The organism is Aurantivibrio plasticivorans (assembly GCF_055392955.1).
In genome coordinates this window covers 2,958,688-2,980,940 of sequence record NZ_AP036020.1, presented here as the reverse complement: position 1 = coordinate 2,980,940, position 22,253 = coordinate 2,958,688, and the positions used below count along the sequence as shown (strand labels likewise).

Below are 22,253 nucleotides of genomic sequence, written 5' to 3'. Positions count from 1 at the left end.
CTGTTTGGAGACGAATAAATATAAAAAAACCACGGAGTTAGGTGGCAAGTAAATTGTGCTGTTGTCAGCGCAGAACTTAAGGGAGTGGTTGGTGGTTTTCGTGGGGTATCCCATTCGTTTTTAACGAAAACATCAGCAGCCTGTTTCATTAACCAGTAAATTTAACAAGATAGGTTTAACTATGTCTGTCGTTAACTATGAATTGCAAGATGACATTGGCGTCATCAAAATCAATAACCCACCGGTAAACGCGCTTTCTCAAGCATTGCGTCAAGGGTTAACCGAAGGCTTGGCGCAAGCTCAGAGCGACGCCTCTAAAGCAGTTGTTCTTGTATGTGAAGGTCGTACGTTCATCGCCGGTGCTGACATTACTGAATTCGGAAAGCCACCTAAAGAACCTTCTCTTCCTTCAGTGCTTGACGCTATTGAGAATTCTCAAAAACCCGTTATCGCGGCGATTCACGGTACTGCATTAGGCGGTGGTTTAGAAGTGGCATTGGCTTGTCACTACCGTGTTGCTATCCCAAGCGCAAAGGTAGGTTTGCCCGAAGTTAACTTGGGTATTCTTCCTGGTGCCGGTGGTACTCAACGTGCTCCACGCTTAATGGGCGTTGAAGCGGCGTTGGATTTGATTACTTCTGGTCGTCCTATTGCAGCTAAAAAAGCGCAAGCCTCTGGTTTGATTGATAAAGTGGCTGACAGCGAAGACGTATTGGCGGAAGGTGTTGCTTACGCACAATCATTGGTTGCAGAAAATGCACCACTAAAACGCGTTCGTGATATCACTATCGATCCTGCATCTATTCCTGCTGACTTCTTCGAGAATGCTCGCAAAAAATTAGCGAAACGCGCACGTGGTCAAATCGCACCTGATCGCATTGTTTCTTGTATTGAAGCAGCCGTTAATTTGCCAATGGATGAAGGTTTGGCAAAAGAGCGTGAACTGTTCTCTGAGCTTGTTGTTTCTCCTCAATCTGCAGCAATGCGCCACGCTTTCTTCGCAGAGCGTGAAGCGGCGAAAGTAAAAGATTTACCTAAAGACACGCCAGTTCGCGACATCAAAAAAGTGGCGATCATCGGTGGCGGCACCATGGGTGGCGGTATCGCGATGAACTTCATGAACGTTGGTATTCCAGTCACCATGCTGGAAATCAGCGATGAAGCGCTAGAGCGTGGCCTTGGCATCATCAAAAAGAACTACAGCATTACTGCTAGCAAAGGCAAGATGACTGAGCAACAAGTTGAGCAATGCATGAGCTTGTTGAGCGGTACCACCAATTACGCCGACTTGGGCGATGTTGATTTGGTAATCGAAGCCGTATTCGAAAATATCGAAATCAAAAAACAAGTATTCGCGAAGTTGGACGAAGTGTGCAAGCCTGGTTGTATCCTTGCTTCTAACACCTCTTACCAAGACATCGATGAAATCGCGACTGCCGTTAAGCGTCCTGAAGATGTTGTTGGTATGCACTTCTTCAGCCCGGCTAACGTAATGAAGCTGTTAGAAAACGTTCGCGCTGAGAAAACAGCTGATGACGTTGTTGCAACAGTGATGAAGTTGGCGAAGAAAATCGGCAAAGTGCCTGTACTTGCTCGCGTTTGCTACGGCTTCATCGGTAACCGAATGTTGCGCAACTACGGTCGTGAAGCACAACTGTGCATCATCGAAGGTGCGACACCTAAGCAAGTGGATGACGCGTTAGAAGGTTTCGGTATGGCAATGGGCCCAATCGCTATGGGTGACTTGGCTGGTATCGACATCGGTTATAAAGCGCGTGAAGCATTAACCGACGAGCAAAAAGGTGATCCTAAAGCATTTAAAGTGGCTGATACCTTGGTGGAAGCTGGTCGCCTTGGTCAAAAAACGGGTGCAGGTTTCTACAAGTATGACCCTGAAACACGCGCACGTATCGAAGATCCTGAAGTGTTGGAGATTATCGAGAAAACTGCCGCTGAGTTAGGCGTAGAGCGTCGTGAAATTTCTTCCGACGAAATCGTTGCTCGCTGCATCTACGGTTTGGTTAACGAAGGTGCGTTGATTCTCGCTGAAGGGATTGCACAGCGCCCAAGTGATATCGACACTGTATACCTTAATGGATACGGTTTCCCTGTCGCGAAAGGTGGTCCAATGTGCTACGCAGATCAAGTTGGCTTGAAAGAAGTCTACGCGAAAATTAGCGAGTTCAACGAAGCCACTCAAAACGGTACTTGGGAACCAGCACCTCTATTAAAAGAGTTGGCTGAGTCAGGTAAGAGCTTTGCTGATTGGGCAAAAGAAAACGCCTAATTGAGTTTGGCTTATAGAAAATTAAAACCCGCCGAACGGCGGGTTTTTTTTAGTCGTCGGCGTATGCAAGTGAAAATGATCCTGGGCCAACATTGATGGCACCTGTGGTGCTCATGATGGAGAGGAGGGGGGTGATACCTTTCTTTTTAACCCTTGCGACGAATTGTTGATATATCTCGAGATTTTCGATCTGCCGTGGATCTCCTGCGTAGCTCATGACTACAACGGGAATCGCAAGACCCTTATCAATCGCGTCTTCTGCACGCTTAAATAGAAATTTAATGCCTTCATCATACCCGCGAACTTTCGCAATCGGCTCAGTGATACCTTTATAACCTTGAACGATCGGCTTGATATCCATCATGTTGCCAAGTTTGTAGCTTAGCCAGCTAACGCTATTATCTCCTTTTGCGCGCGCCCTGTTTTTTAAAAAATAGAGGCTGTTAGGGACCAGAAGTGCGCGTGTTTTAGATTTTAAGCTTTCAATGTGTTTGACGATTTCAGAATGCGAAAGCTTGCCTTCTTTCATTAGTCGAATGACTTCGAATGCTAATACGCCCTGGCCTGTAAATAGCGCCGCGCTATCTACAACGCGAATTTTAAAAGGCACGGTATTGCCTTGTTTTTGTCGAACCTCTTTGAGGCGTCGGCGCTCTACAAAAGCTGATTCGCGGATGTTTTTATAAACTCCGCTACGTTGTGAGCTAATTGTTAATGCCAGCACTTCATCGTAGTCTGAAGCTAATTCGCTTTCTATGAAACTAGAAATTTCTTGCTGCGATGCAGGTTCAGACTCGGCAGAAAAGTCTTCTTCAAGTTGTTTGCTTTTGTACAACTTGATGGTGTGTGCGGGGTCGCGAGTATCTCGGTAAATGCCAGATCCGATTTTTAGATTGATTGGTAAAATTTTAATGGCGTGTTCTTGTAAAAACGCCGTTGGCAGGTCGCAGGCAGAATCTACTGCTAGGCAAGCTCTTGCAGACATAGAATAGCTCCATCTAGGTAGTTGTTATTTTTATTTAAAAGCCAGCTTCATCGCGTATCAGGGTAGCTGACAGTATTGTTTTTAGTGTGGTGCTGGCGAAATAGTGAAGTAGGCTCGAAAAACGGGCTATACGATAGGGCTGAGTGGAATGCTCGGAGGGATGAGTGGAGCGAGTGTCCGCTTTAATAAAATGGACTAGTAAACTAGTTGGCTCTGCTATAAATTTTGTGTTATTAAAATCTTAAATTACCTACAGTATTGTTTCTAGGCTGATACTTCTTTTAGTATAAAGCAACCCAGGCTTATTGTATGCCTGGGTTGCAAAGTGTTATTTTTCGGCAAATGCCAGTGAGAAAGCGCCTGGGCCAACATTCACTGCCGCCGTAGTGCTCATAACAGAAAGCAGTGTTTTAACGCCGCGTGCTTTCGCGTCATTAATAAACATTTGATAGTCACGATTGTTCTCGATGACCTTTGGGTTACCTGCATAGCTCATATTAATGGCGTTGATCGTTAACCCTGATTCTATTGCGCTGTTTGCTCGCTGAAAAATCTGCTTTAGTCCGTCTTCAAATCCCTTTGCCTTGCCGCTGGTAAATGTTTCTCCATGCTGAGCTTCAATGATTGGTTTGATGTCCATCATGCTACCAATTTTGTAACTTAGCCAGCTGACTGACTTGTCGCCTTTGATACTAGCGCGCTTGTTGAGGTAATAGAGGTTCTCTGGGAGCAGAAAACCCTTAACTGTATTTTTTACTTTTTCTATATGGGCCGCTATTTTGGGAACTGGTATGCCGGCTTTCAGTAAGCGTACTGCTTCGTATGCCAAAAGTCCTTGCCCCGGAAATAGGGCCTGGCTGTCGACAACTTGTATTCGAAGTGGAGAAGAGTTGCCTTGTTTTTTTCGCGCTGATTTAAATCGATCGCAACCAACAAATACGGATTCTTTTACATTTTTATAGATTTCGCTCCGCTTTGAACTGATGGTAATCGCTAATACATTGTCATATTGGGGTGCAATGTCGTTTTCAAATATGCTCGATATTTCGCTGACTGAAGCGGCTTCCGATTCGGCAATATAGTTTTGGTGTAATCGCTGGCTGCTATACATTTTAATCGTTTGCGCCGGGTCGCGAGTGTCGACAAAGGTGGTGTTGCCAAGCTTGAGCTTAATGGGTAGGACTCGTATCGCATGTTTATTGATGAAAGATCTTGGTAGATCACATGCGGAATCAATGGTTATGCATGCCTTGTTAGTCTCTACATTCCTTGAAAGTGTTGCTGACATAAAACACCTCTTGTATTAATTATTGGTATTTGGCGCTAAGTGTTTTGCTGATCGCGCGAAAACAAAACTAATGTCTAGCCCGTAGGATTTATTTATAAGCGCGTGTCAGTTGAGCGCGTGTATTTGTAAGGGGTTGTTTCGTTGGCGAATAGTTAAAATGGTTTCAATGGTTCTAACAAAATGCTGACTGGCAATTCTTATTTTTTACATAGTTAGAGTGAATAAATGCTGGGAAACTATGATGAACGAGTTCACAAAAAATGGGTGAGAAGTGATGCCGAAAGTAGAGGGAAATACAGTTTAATATTTAAAAAAGGAGCAACTAATTATTTTAGGTTGAAACTATTTATGTCAAAACGTAATGGAATCTTTGATAAAGAAGAAAATTGAACGATCCAGAAAATAAAAAACCCGCTCAGTGAGCGGGTTTTGGCGCTTGTATCATTGTAGGTGTTATGGGTTCAGGACTATACGGCCCATGATCTCACCGCGACGCATACTATCTAAAACGTCGTTAACTTGGTTAAGCGGGCGATGCTCAATTTGGATTGGATTGAGTTTGCCAGACTGAGCAAGAGCGATAACGTCTTTCGCATCTTGTAAGCTGCCAACGTAGCTGCCGCAGATCGATACGGCCTTCCATGCGAGCATTGGAATGGGTACGGCTAATGCGCCGCCCATTAGGCCGACAACAACAATTTTTCCACCTTGGCGCATGATGTTAACCGTCGGGTTAACAGTCTTTTCAGAGCCCACAAAATCAACAACTCCGGCAAGACCTCCCGTATCTTTCTTGATTTGTTTCCAAGCGTCTGGCTCGCTCAGGTTGTAAGCGTGTTTGATGCCTAGGCTGCGCGCATACTCCAGTTTTTTCTCGTCGATATCGGCCACAATTGGCTGTTCGTCATACATTGCTAGTGCAATCTGAAGCCCCATCATACCAACACCGCCGAGGCCAAGAATCATGATCGGGCCACCGGCCATCACATCTTCCAGCTTGCGGATTGCGCTGTATGCGGTAATCCCTGAACACATATAACACGCAGCCAGTGCGCCATCGAGATCGCCAATTTCAATGAGGTATTTGTCGTCTGGGACTAAAACGTGGTCAGCGTAGCCACCAGCAACCGATGTGCCAATGCCGCGTGGGCGAGTACACAAGTGCTCTTGACCTGATTCACAGATTCCGCAGCTACCGCAGCCGATCCATGGGTAAACAGCGTATTCCTTACCAATTTCTACGGTTGTAGCGTCTGGCCCTGCGGCAATTGCTTTACCTTGTACTTCATGACCAAGAACGAAGTCTCCGCTAGAAGCTGCTGCAACGGGTAGTTTGTTACCGCCGCCCAGATCAAAGTAGCCATCGTGGATATGCAAATCTGAATGACATACGCCGCAGTTTTGAGTGGCAATTAAGACTTCTTTGCCTTTCGGTTGCGGTGTTTCAGTTTCGATCTCTTGAAGGGGTTCACCCGGTTTGATAATGGCTTGGCTTTTCATACTTCGGCCTCGGTTTAGATAATAAGGGAGTGCATCAAGAAGATCCCAATGCGTCAGGTGTCGAGCATTTTACGGCGCTCGTGTTAAATGTCAATTAGGCTGCTATAGGGGTTCGCCTATTTCATCCTTTATACCTAAAGGGTCCTCTGGTAAATCTTTTAGCTTTAAGATCTGGTTCTTTACCCATTGAATTGCGGGGTCTGAATCTCGGCTACGATGCCAGTATATGTGGTGCCCTTGGGGTTCTAATTCTACCGGTAACTCAATGGTAGTCGTTCCGGGAATGTTGGCGGCGTAGGAAGGAATCGTCGCGCAAAGGTCTGTGTCACAGACAAGCTTTTGAACCATGAGGTAGTGCTGGGTGCGAACCACAACACGGCGTTTCAGGCTCAGCTTTTCAAGTGCGTAATCGACATAGCCCGATCCACTCCGCCGGCTCGAGACATGTATGTGTGGTAGGTCGACGTATTCTTCTAGTGTAAGGGGGTGTGTAGTCGCTGGGTGGCCCTCTCTCACAACACAGACGTACTTGCCTTCAAGAAGGGGTTCGTGGCCTAGTTGGTCGTTGGTCAATACAGGGGCATCGAGTACTAAGTCGAGTTGTCCTGCCGATAGCATTTTTAATGCATCGCGTCGGTTGAGCTGTTCTACTTGAAGCTTCATATTTGGGGCTTCGCGCTCAAGCACCTTATATAAGGCTGGTAATATAATGCTCTCGGACAGATCGTTCATGCTTAGGCGGATTCGCTTCTGCTCTTTCGCAGGAATGAACTGATAACTGTTGTCGATGCTGGTGCGCATTAAGTCGAGCGCATCGCGAACTTGCCCGATAATGGCTTCAGTTGTTGGTGTGGCAACCATGCGCCGTCCGGAGCGAGTGAATAGAGGGTCGTCAAACACATCCCGTAAACGAGAAAGTGCGGCGCTTACCGCAGGCTGCGTGACATAGAGGCGCTTTGCTGCGCCACTCAGGCTCGATTCTGTATATATTGAATCAAGCACAACGAATAAATTGAGGTCGACTTTATTGAGATCCACGGGGACTACCTGCAGTTAGATATGCGAGAAGTGATAAAATTAAATAACTATGATTTATATTGCGAGATAAAGCTAAATCAATTCTATTTATTGTACTATGGCGTTACTATAAAACAATAGTGGAGCGTCGCTAATCACACAAAACTAACCCTGTCGCGTAGACCCGCGAAGCTGATTAGAATAGCGCCTTCATGCGAACCAGGCCCATAGTAGGGTCGCTAAGACTTAGATGCAGTGAGCAAGCTGCTTCCGCAGAACCGGGCATGAGAAATTGTGTCCGGTTCGCTGCGTTTATAGGTAGCGGATAAGAGTGTAAAAAGAGAGATTTCATGAGTGAGCTTTTTATTGTTCGGCACGGCCAAGCGTCGTTTGATTCGGACAATTATGATCAGTTGAGTGATACGGGTCACGAGCAAGCGCGGATTCTGGCTGAATATTGGTCGAGCATTGACCAGGCTTTCAATGGTATCTACTCCGGCAGCTTACGCAGACAGCTCGAGACGGCTGAAAACCTTGCATCAAGGGTAGACTCGCCAAAGCCTGTCATCCTAGAGGGGCTAAATGAGTATTCATCGCATGGGGTGCTGGCTGCGTATCGCGAGCAGCGTGCGAAAAAAGAGGGTTTTGATCTCAACGGCAGCATGAAGGATCGCAAATTCTTCCAGCGTTTGTTGGAGGCCGCCTGCCTCTGTTGGGTGAGAAATGAATTGGAAGGTGATGACATCGAGCCTTTTGCGGACTTCAAGGCGCGGACCTCTGGTGCCCTGAGAGAGATTATGACAGCAAACGCCAAGGGGCGTCGTGTGGTGGTTTCAACGTCTGGGGGCGTTATTGCCATGGCCGTGCAAATGGTGCTTGGGTTATCGGATGAGCAAGCCATCAATCTCAATTGGATGGTGTTTAATTCGTCTATTACCCGTATTCAGTTCAGTGGGAATAGAAGTTCATTGTCTGTTTTTAACGCGATTCCGCATCTGGAGCGGGCAGGTTATACCGATAAAATCACCTATCGCTGATGGCGACAAGGCGTGACCCGGCAGACACCCGCCAATACTGGGGCTTATTCTTCGAATGGTGTACACTTGCCGCCCCTGAAATGCACCCCCGGCGCTTGGTGTGCGGTTATCGATAGCGCGCATCGAGAAAATTGACACGGGGTTTCAACCCCAGAATTGCTAACATCACTAATGGGATAAACGACTGTGGAACAATCGCAACTCGTCGACAAACCAGCTGAGATTCGCGAAGGCGAAGAGCTGGATATTCAAAAGCTTAAAGATTACCTTTCTGCCAATATTGCAGGTCTCTCCGGAGAACTCTCCATCAAGCAATTCCCATCCGGTTTTTCTAATCTGACGTATTTAATTACCTTTGGTGACCGGCGTTGGGTTTTACGCCGCCCACCGTTTGGCAGCAAGGTAAAGGGTGCTCATGATATGGGCCGTGAATACCGTGTATTGAGCAAGCTCAACTCGGTATTTCCTTATGCGCCTCGCCCTGAAATCTTCTGTGAAGATCACGATGTATTAGGCTGCGACTTTTACATGATGGATTACCTCGAAGGTATCATTGTACGCAAGGACTACCCAGCAGGTTTAGAGCTTAGTAATGAACAGGTGCGTCAACAATTTTTCAATTGGGTAGATGTGCTGAGTGAGTTGCACAATGTTGATTACGAAGCGGCTGGCTTGGCAGAATTAGGCCGCCCCGCAGGTTATGTCACTCGTCAAGTTGAGGGGTGGTCAAAACGTTATACGGCCGCGATCACACCCGATGAGATCCCAACCTTTGAGCGCACCATTCAATGGCTGCACGATAAGATGCCCGCGGAGTCGTCAAAAGTAGGCATTATCCATAACGACTACAAAATGGATAACGTCATTTGGTCGTTGGATGACCCGATGAAAATGATCGGCGTGTTGGACTGGGAAATGGCTACATTGGGTGATCCGCTGATGGATCTTGGCTCAACTCTCGGCTATTGGGTAGATCGCAACGATCCCGAACATTTTCATAAGTTTGTGACCATGCCCACTACACACCCTGGTGCGCCAACTCGTGACGAGATTGTTCAGCGTGTCAGTCACAACCTCAATATTTCTGTTGAGCAATTCGATTTCTATTTCTGCTTTGGCTTGTTCCGTCTCGCCGGTATCGGTCAGCAAATTTATAAGCGCTACTACGAAGGGCTAACCAAAGACCCTCGTTTCGCGCGCTTAAAAGACAAGGTCTACAGTCTGCACGAAATGTGTGAAAAAGTGATTAATGAATCTGACCTGTAACTTTTAATTTTCATCATTCAGGCCAACTAATTTTAGGATTTGAGAAGAGGTTATTTATGCCAGCTAAAGATTTGTTCGATTTGACCGGTAAAGTTGCATTAGTGACAGGCGCGAGTCGTGGTATTGGCGAATCCATTGCGACGACTTTGGCCGACTACGGAGCTCAAGTAATTGTGACAAGCCGTAAAATCGACGGCTGCCAAGTGGTTGCGGACAAAATTAATGCCGCTGGCGGTAAAGCCCAGGCCATGGCTTGCCATATTGGCGATATGGATCAAATTACTAGCACGTTTGCTGCGATTAAAGAGCAGTACGGCAAACTCGATATTTTGGTGAACAACGCTGCAGCAAACCCATACTTCGGTCACGTCCTGGATACTGATCTCGGCGCTTTTCAGAAGACAGTTGATGTCAATATTCGGGGATACTTCTTCATGTCTATCGAAGCCGGCAAAATGATGAAAGAGCAGGGCGGCGGTGTAATATTGAATACGGCGTCTATTAACGGCGTGAAACCCGGTATGGCGCAAGGTATTTACTCAATCACTAAGGCGGCGGTTATCAATATGACCCTGACCTTTGCGAAAGAGTGCGGGCCTCTAGGTATTCGCTGCAATGCGTTATTACCCGGTTTGACTGATACAAAATTTGCCTCTGCATTGACCAGTAATGAGAAAATGCTGGATCGCGTCCAAAATGCTCTTCCTCTGCGTCGCGCTGCGCAGCCAGACGAAATGGCGGGCGCTGCGTTATACCTCGTATCTGACGCATCATCCTATACAACGGGTGAATGTTTGGTTGTTGATGGCGGTAGTCTAATCGCCTAATTTTTCGTTCACACTCGGAGAGTTGTTATGTCCACCATTATTAATCGCCGTGATCTCGATTTCATGCTTTATGAGTTTCTCGACGTTGAGGGTTTGTGTGAGCGTGAGAAGTTTGCCGATCACGACCGTTCTGCATTTAATGCAGTTATTGATCTCGCAGAACAAATTGCTGAGGATAAATTTGCGCCAATTGCAGCAAAGCTCGATGAAGAAGAACCTGATTTCGATGGCAATGAAGTTAAGCTAATTCCTGAATTGAAAGAAGCGCACGAAGCTTATATTGAAGCCGGCTTCATGGCGGCAGGTTTGGATTACGAACAAGGTGGTATGCAGTTGCCGCTAACTGTTATTCAAGCGGTGCGCGCGATTTTTTGTTCGGCAAATATTCCAGCATTGGCTTACTTAGGTTTGACCAACTCTGCTGCGAACATGTTAGAAACATTTGGTAGCGACGAAGTGAAGAATCGCTTTTTGCCGCATATGCGTAGCGGTCGTTTCTACGGCACTATGTGTTTGTCAGAGCCGCATGCTGGTTCTAATCTAGCGGATATTCGCACCCGTGCTGAGCCGCAAGAAGACGGCACATACCGTTTGTACGGGACCAAGATGTGGATCTCTGGGGGTGAGCAAAGCATCTCTGAAAATATTGTTCACATGGTGTTGGCGAAAATCCCTGGTGGTCCTTCTGGCGTTAAAGGTATTTCATTATTTGTTGTGCCTAAATACCGCACCGATGATGAAGGTAACTGTCACGAGCGCAACGGTGTAGACCTCGTTGGTTTAAACCACAAGATGGGATACCGTGGTACTACTAATACTTTATTGAACTTCGGTGAAAAAGAACCTTGTGTTGGTTACCTAATGGGTCCGGAACACGAAGGTTTGCGTTGCATGTTCCACATGATGAATGAAGCGCGCATCGGTGTTGGTATGGGTGCGGTGATGTTGGGCTATGCCGGCTATCTGCACTCATTGGAGTACGCCAAAGATCGTCCACAAGGTCGTCTACCCGATTGTAAAGATCCAGAATCTCCTCAAGTGAATATCATTGAGCATGCTGACGTTAAGCGTATGTTGTTACAGCAGAAAGCCTATGTTGAAGGCGGCCTGTCGCTTGGTTTGTATTGCGGTAAATTGGTTGATGATATTCGTACTGGCGATCCAGAGAAAAAAGCAGATCGTGAGCAGTTAATGGATTTCTTGACGCCAATCGTTAAGGCGTGGCCTTCTGATTTTTGTTTAAAGGCGAATGAAATTGCGATCCAAGTGTTGGGTGGTGCTGGTTATACCCGTGACTATCCTGTTGAGCGTCTCTATCGCGATAACCGTTTAAATCCTATTCATGAAGGAACCAATGGTATTCAGGGTATGGATATCCTCGGTCGTAAAGTTCGCATGAACGGCGGCTATGCCTTTAAGCTGTTCCAAAACGAATTGCGAGCAACAATTGAAGAGGCTCAAGCTGAGGGTCTAGAAGAATACGGTTCTGCTCTGGCTAAAGCACTTGATGCTGTCATTAGTACGACCGATTTCTTGTTGGGTGAGTCAAAGAAAAATGTTCGATTGGCTACAGCGAATGCCACAATCTATCTTCGTGCGTTTGGTCACATGACTGTCTCGTGGTTGTGGTTGAAGCAAGGTATTGCCGCTAAAGCGGGCTCTGCCAATGCGACAGGTAGTGATAAAGATTTTTACGCCGGTAAATTAGCGGCTTGTCGTTACTTTTTTAAATACGAATTGCCATCGATCTATCCAGATTTAGATTTGCTCAAAGAGCTAGATGACACCTGTCTAACAATGAGTGATGCGAGCTTCTAAGGAGACTTTAAATGCGTGCAGTATTATGTAAGGAATTGGGGCCGCCTGATTCATTAGTGGTTGAAGAGGTTGCGTCACCTGAAGTGAAAGCGGGGCAAGTGTTGGTTAAAGTTGGCGCTTGTGGTGTTAACTTCCCCGATACCTTAATTATTGAAGGTAAATATCAACACAAGCCCGATTTACCTTTTAGTCCTGGTGGCGAAATTGCTGGCGAAGTTATTAAGGTCGCTGGCGATGTAAAAGATGTCGAAGTCGGTCAGCGCGTTATCGCCATGTGTGGTTGGGGCGGCTTTGCGGAAGAAATCGCCATTGACGCGGATCGAGTGATCCCTATTCCTGATGAAATGAGTTACGAAACGGCGTCAGCTTTTATCTTAACTTACGGCACTTCGTATCACGCTTTAAAACAGCGCGCTGATATTCAGCCAGGTGAAACCTTGTTGGTATTAGGTGCAGCCGGTGGGGTTGGCTTAGCTGCAGTAGAGCTTGGTAAAGCCATGGGTGCAAAAGTGATCGCTGCTGCGAGTACCGCAGAGAAATTAGCGATCGCAAAAGATCACGGTGCAGACGAATTAATTAATTACACTGAAGTCGATTTAAAAGACGCCGTCAAAGAGTTAACTGGCGGTAAAGGTGTGGATGTTGTTTATGATCCTGTGGGTGCAGACCTTTTTGAACCTGCGGTTCGTGCAACCGGTTGGAATGGCCGTGTATTGGTGATCGGTTTTGCCGGTGGCTATATTCCTAAGTTGCCAGTGAATCTAACCTTGTTAAAAGGTTGTTCGGTTGTTGGTGTTTTCTGGGGAACCTTTACCCGCAAACAACCAGAAGATTCGCAGCAAAATAATCGCGAGCTTATCCAAATGTTTTTGGATGGCAAAGTAAGGCCCCACGTATCTGAAGTCTTTCCTCTTGAGAAGGCTGCTGATGCATTGAAGGTATTGGCCAATCGCCAAGCGAAAGGCAAAGTGGTTGTTACAACTGCGCCAAGCGCGTAACGAAGTACATTCTTTTCAAAAAAAGAGGTAATGCCGTGCCAGCAGTAAATAAAGATCAAATCCAAGATTACGTTGGTAAAGAAGTTGGTGTGTCTGGCTGGGTTGAGATCACTCAAGACCGCGTCAATAAGTTTGCTGATGTGACTGAGGATCATCAATTTATCCATGTTGATCCAGAAAGAGCAAAAGATACTCAATTTGGTGGCCCTATCGCACACGGTTTTTTAACGTTGTCTTTATTGCCGCATTTTGGAGAGCAAGGTTGTGCCTTAGGTATTGAAGGTACAAAAGTGCGTATTAACTACGGATTAAACAAGGTGCGCTTTTTAACGCCTGTGCGAGTGGGTAAATCTATTCGCGCGCGTTATAAGTTTTTAAGTGCAGAAGAAAAACGCCCCGGCCAATTTTTATTAAGTCACGAAGTGACGGTGGAAATAGAGGGCGAAGAAAAGCCTGCCATGATTGCAGAATCACTGGGTATGGCTGTTCTATAAAGATTAACTATTTGGAATTCACTAAGAGGAATTAACTATGAAAGAAGCCGTCATTGTATCGACAGCGCGTACCCCGATCGGTAAAGCCTATCGCGGTGCTTTTAACAACACTGAAGCTGCCATTTTGGGTGGCCATGCTGTCCGTGAAGCGGTTAAGCGTGCTGGTATCGATCCAGGTGAAGTACAAGACGTTTGCTGGGGCGCTGCGCTACAGCAAGGTTGTCAGTCTGGCAACGTTGGTCGTCGTGTTGCGTTAAATGGTGGTTTGCCAGTGACTGTATCTGCGCAAACAATGGATCGCCAGTGTTCGTCTGGTTTGATGGCCATTGCGACTGCAGCAAAACAAATCATTGTTGATGGTATGCCTGTTGCGATCGGTGGCGGTATGGAATCTATCTCTTTGGTTCAAACCGAAGAAATGTTCCGCAAGCGTGCAGACGATCCACAAATCATGGCGATCAAGCCTGAAGTATTTATGCCAATGCTAGATACTGCAGAAGTGGTTGCTAAGCGCTACGGTGTTAGCCGTGAAGTGCAAGACGAGTATTCTTTAGAAAGCCAGCGTCGTACGGCGGCTGCTCAAGAAGCAGGCAAGTTCGATGACGAAATCATTCCTGTTACTGCCAACCAAATGTTGTTCAACAAAGAAACTAAAGAAGTTTCTTACAAAGAAGTAACCTTGGCGAAAGACGAAGGTAACCGTCCTTCAACTACGCTTGAAGGTCTTCAAAGCTTGAACCCAGTTCGCGACAACGGTGTGATCACTGCGGGTAACGCGAGCCAGTTGTCTGATGGTGCATCAGCTTCTGTATTGATGGACGCAAAATTGGCTGAACAACGTAACATTGAGCCATTAGGTGTATACCGCGGTATGGCAGTTGCTGGTACTGAGCCAGACGAAATGGGTATCGGTCCTGTTTTCGCTGTGCCTAAATTGTTGAAAGCCAATGGTTTGACCATGGACGATATCGGTCTTTGGGAATTGAATGAAGCGTTTGCCGTTCAAGTGCTTTACTGTCGTGACAAGTTGGGAATTCCTCAAGAAAACCTCAACGTAAACGGTGGCGCAATCTCTATTGGTCACCCATACGGCATGAGTGGTGCTCGCATGGTTGGTCACGCGCTAATCGAAGGTAAGCGTCGCGGTGTTAAATACGTTGTTATCACCATGTGTGTTGGCGGCGGTATGGGCGCTGCAGGCTTGTTTGAAGTTCTATAAGAACAAGCGTCTCGCAAAACGGAGGCATAGGCCTCCGTTTTTGTATCTGCTAAATAATTAGGGTAATTCACGATGAAAATTGCAGGAAAAACAGTGGTTGTTACCGGTGGTGCAAGTGGCATCGGTAAGGGCTTGGTTCAGCGCTTTAAAGAAGAAGGTGCGGCCAATATTGTTATCGCGGATATTAATGCTGATGAGCTTAATGCCTTTGCCGAAGAAATTGGCGCGACTGCGTGCTTATGTGATGTCAGTAAAGAATCGGATATCAAAAATTTAATCGATACGGCTGAGCAACAGTTTGGTCATATTGACTTGTTCTGTGGCAACGCGGGCATCCTGGCGAAAGGTGGTTTTGAAACGCCGAACGAAGTGTGGGAAAAAATGTGGGCGGTTAATGTGATGGCGCATGTGTACGCTGCACGCCATGCGTTACCTAAGATGATTGAACGTGGTGAGGGTTATTTCCTTATTACTGCTTCCGCTGCGGGTTTGTTAACTCAGGTGGGCTCCGCTACCTACTCAGCCACCAAACATGCGGCGCTCGGTGTCGCTGAATGGTTGCAGGTCACTCATGGTGGGCAGGGCATTAAAGTGTCTGCGTTGTGCCCTCAAGCCGTTGAGTCAAAGATGACGGCGCAGAGCAATGGCGGCGTGGCTGGTCTTGATGGAATGCTCAAGCCCGACGCAGTAGCGCAGACGGTTATCGAGGCACTAGAGGCTGAACGCTTCATGGTGTTGCCGCACCCCGAAGTGGAAAAATATTTCCAAAACAAGGCCAACGATTACCAGCGTTGGATTGGTGGTATGCAAAAACTTCAGGAACGTTTTGGGCTGCCAAACGAACTGAAGAAATCCTAGCTTGTTCCATAGATTGTCGAATAAGGTCGCATTCGCGGCCTTTTTTGTGGCTGCCTGTTATGCGATTGATGGCCTAGTTGTGCGTCGAGCGCTACAATAGCCGAATTCTTATCCAGGTATTGAGGCAAGTATGTCAGCAAACGATGATTCTTCTAAAGTAAGTGATCTCGATAGTCGTCGAGAGGCGGAGGCTGACTTTGGGTTGCCTTTTGATGATCACGTCGAGGAGGTCTCTGAAGGCGGTAAAACCGTTCGTCGTCGCGGCATCTTTTTATTGCCTAACCTGATTACGACTGCGGCCCTGTTCAGTGGTTTTTATGCCATTGTTGCGGGAATGCACGGTAATTTTGAAAACGCCGCAATAGCAATATTTGTTGCGATGGTCTTTGATGGGTTGGATGGCCGGGTCGCACGACTAACAAATACCTCCAGTGCATTTGGCGTCGAGTATGACAGCCTTTCCGATATGGTGTCTTTTGGCTTAGCTCCGTCGTTGGTCATGTTTAATTGGGGGTTGGCGCCTTTGGGTAAGTACGGTTGGGCGATGGCGTTTGCGTTTGCGGCGTGTGCAGCGCTTCGATTGGCTCGATTCAATACTCAGGTGGAAACCGCAGACAAGCGCTACTTTACAGGGTTGGCAAGCCCCTCAGCTGCTGCGTTAGTGGCGGGGACTGTGTGGTTTGGTCATGAAGCCGAAATTACTTTTGAGTTGTCATTGCTGGTGGGTTTGCTAACGCTCACTGCGGGCTTGCTAATGGTCTCTAACATCAAGTATCACAGCTTCAAAGGATTGGACTTCAAGGGCAGAGTCCCTTTCGTGAAGCTACTGCTGATGATTATGCTTTTCGTTGTTATCGTAGCAAACCCGTCAGTAATGTTGGTATTGATGGCCGCGATTTACGCAACGTCTGGCCCACTGATGTGGCTCTGGGAATATTCAAGAAAAAAGCGGGTGGACGATTAATCCTATCGTTAGGGTCTAGTTGTCATCCAGTTTTTGGTGTCTATAGTTAATCTGTTGTGCCTCTGATCGATTTGGCTAGTTAATGTGCCGCTATAAAGCGGTTTTTGACGACATTTCAGCCAACTGAAAAAAAACTGCAATTTAGTGAAATTACTTGTTGCCAAGGTCGGATTGATCCGTATAATGCGCATCCTCAGTCAGGGCGAGCCCCTACTGGCTTTTTAAGAAAACGAATCAAGCAAAGCGTGTGGGCGCTTGCGGGGTAAGGTGAGACAAAGAACCTTATCAGGCAAGTGACCTAACAATTCATTTTATGTGAAGAAGTAAGTTCACGAGATCTGATCAAAAAATTCGAGATTTGCAGTATGTTCGCAGGCTTAGGTCTGAGGATAAAATCTCAACACTTTTTAATTGAAGAGTTTGATCATGGCTCAGATTGAACGCTGGCGGCAGGCCTAACACATGCAAGTCGAACGCGAAAGTTCCTTCGGGGACGAGTAGAGTGGCGGACGGGTGAGTAACGCGTGGGAATTTGCCCAGTAGTGGGGGACAACAACCGGAAACGGTTGCTAATACCGCATACGCCCTAAGGGGGAAAGCAGGGGATCTTCGGACCTTGTGCTATTGGAGAAGCCCGCGTCGGATTAGCTAGTTGGTGGGGTAAAGGCCTACCAAGGCGACGATCCGTAGCTGGTCTGAGAGGATGATCAGCCACACTGGAACTGAGACACGGTCCAGACTCCTACGGGAGGCAGCAGTGGGGAATATTGCACAATGGGCGCAAGCCTGATGCAGCCATGCCGCGTGTGTGAAGAAGGCTCTAGGGTTGTAAAGCACTTTCAGTAGGGAGGAAGGCTGTAAGGTTAATACCCTTGCAGATTGACGTTACCTACAGAAGAAGCACCGGCTAACTCCGTGCCAGCAGCCGCGGTAATACGGAGGGTGCAAGCGTTAATCGGAATTACTGGGCGTAAAGCGCGCGTAGGCGGCTTGTTAAGCGAGATGTGAAATCCCCGGGCTCAACCTGGGAACTGCATTTCGAACTGGCAAGCTAGAGTGTAGAAGAGGGGTGTGGAATTTCCGGTGTAGCGGTGAAATGCGTAGAGATCGGAAGGAACACCAGTGGCGAAGGCGACACCCTGGTCTAACACTGACGCTGAGGTGCGAAAGCGTGGGTAGCAAACAGGATTAGATACCCTGGTAGTCCACGCCGTAAACGATGTCTACTAGCCGTTGGGGCCCTTGAGGCTTTAGTGGCGCAGCTAACGCACTAAGTAGACCGCCTGGGGAGTACGGCCGCAAGGTTAAAACTCAAATGAATTGACGGGGGCCCGCACAAGCGGTGGAGCATGTGGTTTAATTCGACGCAACGCGAAGAACCTTACCAGGTCTTGACATCCTGCGAACTTTCTAGAGATAGATTGGTGCCTTCGGGAACGCAGTGACAGGTGCTGCATGGCTGTCGTCAGCTCGTGTCGTGAGATGTTGGGTTAAGTCCCGTAACGAGCGCAACCCTTGTCCTTAGTTGCCATCATTTAGTTGGGCACTTTAAGGAGACTGCCGGTGACAAACCGGAGGAAGGTGGGGACGACGTCAAGTCATCATGGCCCTTACGACCTGGGCTACACACGTGCTACAATGGTCGGTACAAAGGGTTGCCAAAGCGCGAGCTGGAGCTAATCCCATAAAACCGATCGTAGTCCGGATTGGAGTCTGCAACTCGACTCCATGAAGTCGGAATCGCTAGTAATCGTAAATCAGAATGTTACGGTGAATACGTTCCCGGGCCTTGTACACACCGCCCGTCACACCATGGGAGTGGGTTGCAAAAGAAGTGGCTAGTTTAACCTTCGGGAGAACGGTCACCACTTTGTGATTCATGACTGGGGTGAAGTCGTAACAAGGTAGCCCTAGGGGAACCTGGGGCTGGATCACCTCCTTAAACGATGCTCACCTACCTCGTAAGTGCTCACACGCATTGCTTGATGACTTTTCTAACAAAGAAAAGCTGCTGTTTTATTACAACTAATAAAATAGGCAGAGGTCGGTTGCCGACCGGTGGCAGGCCAAACCTAGGCGTTATTTTAACGCCGAGATTTTTACGGCTGACAAGGCGCGCGATGAGCGAGTGAAGGAGCATACATTAGGTATGTGACTGAGTGAGCGAAGAGTGGCAACGAAGTCAGACGGAAAAAGATCAAGTTAAAATAGGCCTGTAGCTCAGTTGGTTAGAGCGCACCCCTGATAAGGGTGAGGTCGGCAGTTCAAATCTGCCCAGGCCTACCAATTTGCCGTTACTCGGCGTTGGCTAAAAGCTCATGTGCTACTCGCACACAGCGCTTTCAGCCGCCTTGATTAACGCCAAATTCCTCCATTAGGAGGCTTTGAAGATCAAGGGGCTATAGCTCAGCTGGGAGAGCGCTTGGTTTGCATCCAAGAGGTCTGCGGTTCGATCCCGCATAGCTCCACCAATTTTCTCTACGAGGTAGAGGGAATTAAAGAAGCCAGAAACCAATTGTTTGGTGTATTTTTTAAACAATTGCTTTCTGGTTTTTTAACCGATCAAGATCCTGGCGATCTTGAGATTTTTAACAACGAGATAAAGTTTAAGTAAGTAGAAATACTGCTGATTAATTGGCGATTTAATTTCAAGCTGCTTAACGGATCTGCATGTAGTTTATGTAGGGGCGTTAACGCATTGAATGATCAATCTGTCCGGCGAACCAGAAGTCGTACAATCAGTCGTTTGAACTATATGGTCAAGCGACTAAGTGCACACGGTGGATGCCTTGGCAGTTGGAGGCGATGAAGGACGTAGGAGCCTGCGAAAAGCTTCGGGGAGGTGGCAAGCAACCTTTGATCCGGGGATGTCCGAATGGGGAAACCCACCCAATGTAAGTTGGGTATCTTGCACTGAATCCATAGGTGTAAGAGGCGAACGAGGGGAACTGAAACATCTAAGTACCCTTAGGAAAAGAAATCAACCGAGATTCCCTTAGTAGCGGCGAGCGAACGGGGACTAGCCGATCAATTAAGTGTTAGTGGAACAGTCTGGAAAGTCTGGCGATACAGGGTGATAGCCCCGTACACGAAAGCGCTTAGTTGACATATTAAGTAGGTCGGGACACGTGTTATCTTGACTGAAGATGGGGGGACCATCCTCCAAGGCTAAATACTCCCAACTGACCGATAGTGAACCAGTACCGTGAGGGAAAGGCGAAAAGAACCCCTGTGAGGGGAGTGAAATAGAACCTGAAACCGTGTGCATACAAGCAGTGGGAGCAGACTTGTTCTGTGACCGCGTACCTTTTGTATAATGGGTCAGCGACTTACTGTCAGTGGCAAGGTTAACCGTATAGGGGAGCCGTAGGGAAACCGAGTCTTAATAGGGCGTCCAGTCGCTGGCAGTAGACCCGAAACCGAGCGATCTACCCATGGCCAGGTTGAAGGTGCCGTAACAGGCACTGGAGGACCGAACCCACTAACGTTGAAAAGTTAGGGGATGAGCTGTGGGTCGGAGTGAAAGGCTAATCAAGCTCGGAGATAGCTGGTTCTCCCCGAAAACTATTTAGGTAGTGCGTCCTGTCTTACCCTCGGGGGTAGAGCACTGTTTGGGCTAGGGGGTCATCCCGACTTACCAACCCCATGCAAACTCCGAATACCGAGGAGTACAATCAGGGCAGACACACGGCGGGTGCTAACGTCCGTCGTGAAGAGGGCAACAACCCAGACCGCCAGCTAAGGTCCCAAATATCCATTAAGTGGGAAACGATGTGGGAAGGCTTAGACAGCTAGGAGGTTGGCTTAGAAGCAGCCACCCTTTAAAGAAAGCGTAATAGCTCACTAGTCGAGTCGGCCCGCGCGGAAGATGTAACGGGGCTCAAATGGATAACCGAAGCTGCGGATGCAATTTATTGCATGGTAGGGGAGCGTTCTGTAAGCCTGTGAAGGTGTGTTGAGAAGCATGCTGGAGGTATCAGAAGTGCGAATGCTGACATGAGTAACGACAAGGGGGGTGAAAAACCTCCCCGCCGGAAGATCAAGGTTTCCTGTCCAACGCTAATCGGGACAGGGTTAGTCGGCCCCTAAGGCGAGGCAGAAATGCGTAGTCGATGGGAAACAGGTTAATATTCCTGTACTACTTATTACTGCGATGGAGGGACGGAGAAGGCTAGGCCAGCACGGCGATGGTTGTCCGTGTTTAAGGTAGTAGGCTGGATTCTTAGGTAAATCCGGGAGTCTAAGGCCGAGAGCTGATGACGATCTCATTCTTCGGAACGAGAGAAGTGGTTGATGCCATGCTTCCAAGAAAATCTTCTAAGCTTCAGGTAATAAGTAACCGTACTGTAAACCGACACAGGTGATCAGGTAGAGAATACCAAGGCGCTTGAGAGAACTCGGGTGAAGGAACTAGGCAAAATGGTACCGTAACTTCGGGAGAAGGTACGCCGGTTTGGGTGATGGGACTTGCTCCCTAAGCTCGGGCCGGTCGAAGTGACCAGGTGGCTGCGACTGTTTATTAAAAACATAGCACTCTGCAAACACGTAAGTGGACGTATAGGGTGTGACGCCTGCCCGGTGCCGGAAGGTTAATTGATGGGGTTAGCTTATGCGAAGCTCTTGATCGAAGCCCCGGTAAACGGCGGCCGTAACTATAACGGTCCTAAGGTAGCGAAATTCCTTGTCGGGTAAGTTCCGACCTGCACGAATGGCGTAACGATGGCCACGCTGTCTCCACCCGAGACTCAGTGAAATTGAAATCGCAGTTAAGATGCTGTGTTCCCGCGGCTAGACGGAAAGACCCCGTGAACCTTTACTATAGCTTGACACTGAACTCTGAGCCTATTTGTGTAGGATAGGTGGGAGGCTTTGAAACCGTGACGCCAGTTGCGGTGGAGCCAACCTTGAAATACCACCCTGGTATGTTTGGGGTTCTAACGCCGGCCCATTATCTGGGTCGCGGACAGTGTCTGGTGGGTAGTTTGACTGGGGCGGTCTCCTCCCAAAGAGTAACGGAGGAGCACGAAGGTACCCTAATCCTGGTCGGAAATCAGGAGATTAGTGCAATGGCATAAGGGTGCTTGACTGCGAGACTGACAAGTCGAGCAGGTACGAAAGTAGGTCATAGTGATCCGGTGGTTCTGTATGGAAGGGCCATCGCTCAACGGATAAAAGGTACTCCGGGGATAACAGGCTGATACCGCCCAAGAGTTCACATCGACGGCGGTGTTTGGCACCTCGATGTCGGCTCATCACATCCTGGGGCTGAAGCCGGTCCCAAGGGTATGGCTGTTCGCCATTTAAAGTGGTACGCGAGCTGGGTTTAGAACGTCGTGAGACAGTTCGGTCCCTATCTGCCGTGGGCGTTGGAGAATTGAGAAGAGCTGCTCCTAGTACGAGAGGACCGGAGTGGACGAACCTCTGGTGTTCGGGTTGTCATGCCAATGGCATTGCCCGGTAGCTACGTTCGGACGGGATAACCGCTGAAAGCATCTAAGCGGGAAGCCTCCTTCAAGATGAGTTCTCCCTGGGATTTAATCCCCTGAAGGGCCGTGGAAGACTACCACGTTGATAGGCTGGGTGTGGAAGCGTTGTGAGGCGTTGAGCTAACCAGTACTAATTGCCCGTGAGGCTTGACCATATAATTGAAGCGATTGATTGACGACTGTCCTACAGGTACACGTAGGGTCAGAAA

The 22,253-nt window shown here is 47.9% G+C and carries 14 protein-coding genes, 2 tRNA genes and 2 rRNA genes; 14 read left to right on the top strand and 4 right to left on the bottom strand.

What is annotated here, in order from left to right:
* Positions 1-181 precede the first annotated feature (181 nt).
* Positions 182-2,287: a 3-hydroxyacyl-CoA dehydrogenase NAD-binding domain-containing protein gene (locus tag ACZ5NB_RS13395; protein WP_460234436.1), complete on the top strand. Its 2,106-nt coding sequence runs from the start codon at positions 182-184 to the stop codon at positions 2,285-2,287.
* Between the two features lie 49 nt (positions 2,288-2,336).
* On the opposite strand, the gene ACZ5NB_RS13390 is transcribed toward ACZ5NB_RS13395, so the two are convergent.
* The 4 genes from ACZ5NB_RS13390 to ACZ5NB_RS13375 form a co-directional block, all read right to left on the bottom strand.
* The gene (locus ACZ5NB_RS13390) at positions 2,337-3,272 is read right to left on the bottom strand and encodes a DegV family protein (RefSeq protein WP_460234435.1); all 936 of its coding nucleotides are present in this window, start codon (positions 3,270-3,272) and stop codon (positions 2,337-2,339) included.
* A 328-nt stretch (positions 3,273-3,600) separates the two neighbouring features.
* On the bottom strand, positions 3,601-4,560 hold the full coding sequence (locus ACZ5NB_RS13385) for a DegV family protein (protein ID WP_460234434.1): 960 nt from the start codon (positions 4,558-4,560) through the stop codon (positions 3,601-3,603).
* A gap of 453 nt (positions 4,561-5,013) precedes the next feature.
* The gene (locus ACZ5NB_RS13380) at positions 5,014-6,060 is read right to left on the bottom strand and encodes an alcohol dehydrogenase (RefSeq protein ID WP_460234433.1); all 1,047 of its coding nucleotides are present in this window, start codon (positions 6,058-6,060) and stop codon (positions 5,014-5,016) included.
* A gap of 102 nt (positions 6,061-6,162) precedes the next feature.
* Positions 6,163-7,098: a LysR family transcriptional regulator gene (locus ACZ5NB_RS13375; protein ID WP_460234431.1), complete on the bottom strand. Its 936-nt coding sequence runs from the start codon at positions 7,096-7,098 to the stop codon at positions 6,163-6,165.
* A 329-nt stretch (positions 7,099-7,427) separates the two neighbouring features.
* Here ACZ5NB_RS13375 and ACZ5NB_RS13370 point away from each other — a divergent pair, with 329 nt between their 5' ends.
* From ACZ5NB_RS13370 to ACZ5NB_RS13310, 13 genes are all read left to right on the top strand, one after another.
* Positions 7,428-8,114, top strand: a complete 687-nt coding sequence (locus tag ACZ5NB_RS13370; protein ID WP_460234430.1) for a histidine phosphatase family protein — start codon at positions 7,428-7,430, stop codon at positions 8,112-8,114.
* 186 nt (positions 8,115-8,300) lie between these two features.
* On the top strand, positions 8,301-9,380 hold the full coding sequence (locus ACZ5NB_RS13365) for a phosphotransferase family protein (protein ID WP_460234428.1): 1,080 nt from the start codon (positions 8,301-8,303) through the stop codon (positions 9,378-9,380).
* 56 nt (positions 9,381-9,436) lie between these two features.
* The gene (locus tag ACZ5NB_RS13360; RefSeq protein WP_460234427.1) at positions 9,437-10,207 is read left to right on the top strand and encodes an SDR family oxidoreductase; all 771 of its coding nucleotides are present in this window, start codon (positions 9,437-9,439) and stop codon (positions 10,205-10,207) included.
* Positions 10,208-10,234: 27 nt separating this feature from the next.
* Positions 10,235-12,025: an acyl-CoA dehydrogenase gene (locus ACZ5NB_RS13355; protein WP_460234426.1), complete on the top strand. Its 1,791-nt coding sequence runs from the start codon at positions 10,235-10,237 to the stop codon at positions 12,023-12,025.
* 11 nt (positions 12,026-12,036) lie between these two features.
* Entirely contained in the window at positions 12,037-13,023 is a 987-nt protein-coding gene (locus tag ACZ5NB_RS13350) for an NADPH:quinone oxidoreductase family protein (RefSeq protein WP_460234425.1), read from the top strand.
* Between the two features lie 35 nt (positions 13,024-13,058).
* Entirely contained in the window at positions 13,059-13,517 is a 459-nt protein-coding gene (locus ACZ5NB_RS13345) for a MaoC family dehydratase (RefSeq protein ID WP_460234423.1), read from the top strand.
* A 37-nt stretch (positions 13,518-13,554) separates the two neighbouring features.
* A complete protein-coding gene (locus ACZ5NB_RS13340) occupies positions 13,555-14,736 on the top strand; it encodes an acetyl-CoA C-acyltransferase (protein ID WP_460234422.1) in 1,182 nt (393 codons plus the stop codon).
* Between the two features lie 72 nt (positions 14,737-14,808).
* Positions 14,809-15,594: an SDR family oxidoreductase gene (locus tag ACZ5NB_RS13335; RefSeq protein WP_460234421.1), complete on the top strand. Its 786-nt coding sequence runs from the start codon at positions 14,809-14,811 to the stop codon at positions 15,592-15,594.
* Between the two features lie 130 nt (positions 15,595-15,724).
* A complete protein-coding gene (gene pssA / locus ACZ5NB_RS13330) occupies positions 15,725-16,558 on the top strand; it encodes a CDP-diacylglycerol--serine O-phosphatidyltransferase (protein ID WP_460234420.1) in 834 nt (277 codons plus the stop codon).
* A gap of 408 nt (positions 16,559-16,966) precedes the next feature.
* Positions 16,967-18,500: ribosomal RNA gene (locus ACZ5NB_RS13325) — 16S ribosomal RNA — on the top strand.
* Between the two features lie 267 nt (positions 18,501-18,767).
* Positions 18,768-18,844, top strand: a tRNA-Ile gene (locus ACZ5NB_RS13320).
* 109 nt (positions 18,845-18,953) lie between these two features.
* Positions 18,954-19,029, top strand: a tRNA-Ala gene (locus ACZ5NB_RS13315).
* 286 nt (positions 19,030-19,315) lie between these two features.
* Positions 19,316-22,199: ribosomal RNA gene (locus ACZ5NB_RS13310) — 23S ribosomal RNA — on the top strand.
* The 16S and 23S rRNA genes sit together here with 2 tRNA genes alongside, the layout of an rRNA operon.
* The last annotated feature ends 54 nt before the right edge of the window (positions 22,200-22,253 follow it).

Excerpts from the sequence above, each read along its gene's own strand:
- ACZ5NB_RS13395 (WP_460234436.1), top strand. The coding sequence starts at position 182 with ATGTCTGTCGTTAACTATGAATTGCAAGATGACATTGGCGTCATCAAA.
- ACZ5NB_RS13390 (WP_460234435.1), bottom strand. The coding sequence starts at position 3,272 with ATGTCTGCAAGAGCTTGCCTAGCAGTAGATTCTGCCTGCGACCTGCCA.
- ACZ5NB_RS13385 (WP_460234434.1), bottom strand. The coding sequence starts at position 4,560 with ATGTCAGCAACACTTTCAAGGAATGTAGAGACTAACAAGGCATGCATA.
- ACZ5NB_RS13380 (WP_460234433.1), bottom strand. The coding sequence starts at position 6,060 with ATGAAAAGCCAAGCCATTATCAAACCGGGTGAACCCCTTCAAGAGATC.
- ACZ5NB_RS13370 (WP_460234430.1), top strand. The coding sequence starts at position 7,428 with ATGAGTGAGCTTTTTATTGTTCGGCACGGCCAAGCGTCGTTTGATTCG.
- ACZ5NB_RS13360 (WP_460234427.1), top strand. The coding sequence starts at position 9,437 with ATGCCAGCTAAAGATTTGTTCGATTTGACCGGTAAAGTTGCATTAGTG.
- ACZ5NB_RS13355 (WP_460234426.1), top strand. The coding sequence starts at position 10,235 with ATGTCCACCATTATTAATCGCCGTGATCTCGATTTCATGCTTTATGAG.
- ACZ5NB_RS13350 (WP_460234425.1), top strand. The coding sequence starts at position 12,037 with ATGCGTGCAGTATTATGTAAGGAATTGGGGCCGCCTGATTCATTAGTG.
- ACZ5NB_RS13340 (WP_460234422.1), top strand. The coding sequence starts at position 13,555 with ATGAAAGAAGCCGTCATTGTATCGACAGCGCGTACCCCGATCGGTAAA.
- ACZ5NB_RS13335 (WP_460234421.1), top strand. The coding sequence starts at position 14,809 with ATGAAAATTGCAGGAAAAACAGTGGTTGTTACCGGTGGTGCAAGTGGC.
- pssA (WP_460234420.1), top strand. The coding sequence starts at position 15,725 with ATGTCAGCAAACGATGATTCTTCTAAAGTAAGTGATCTCGATAGTCGT.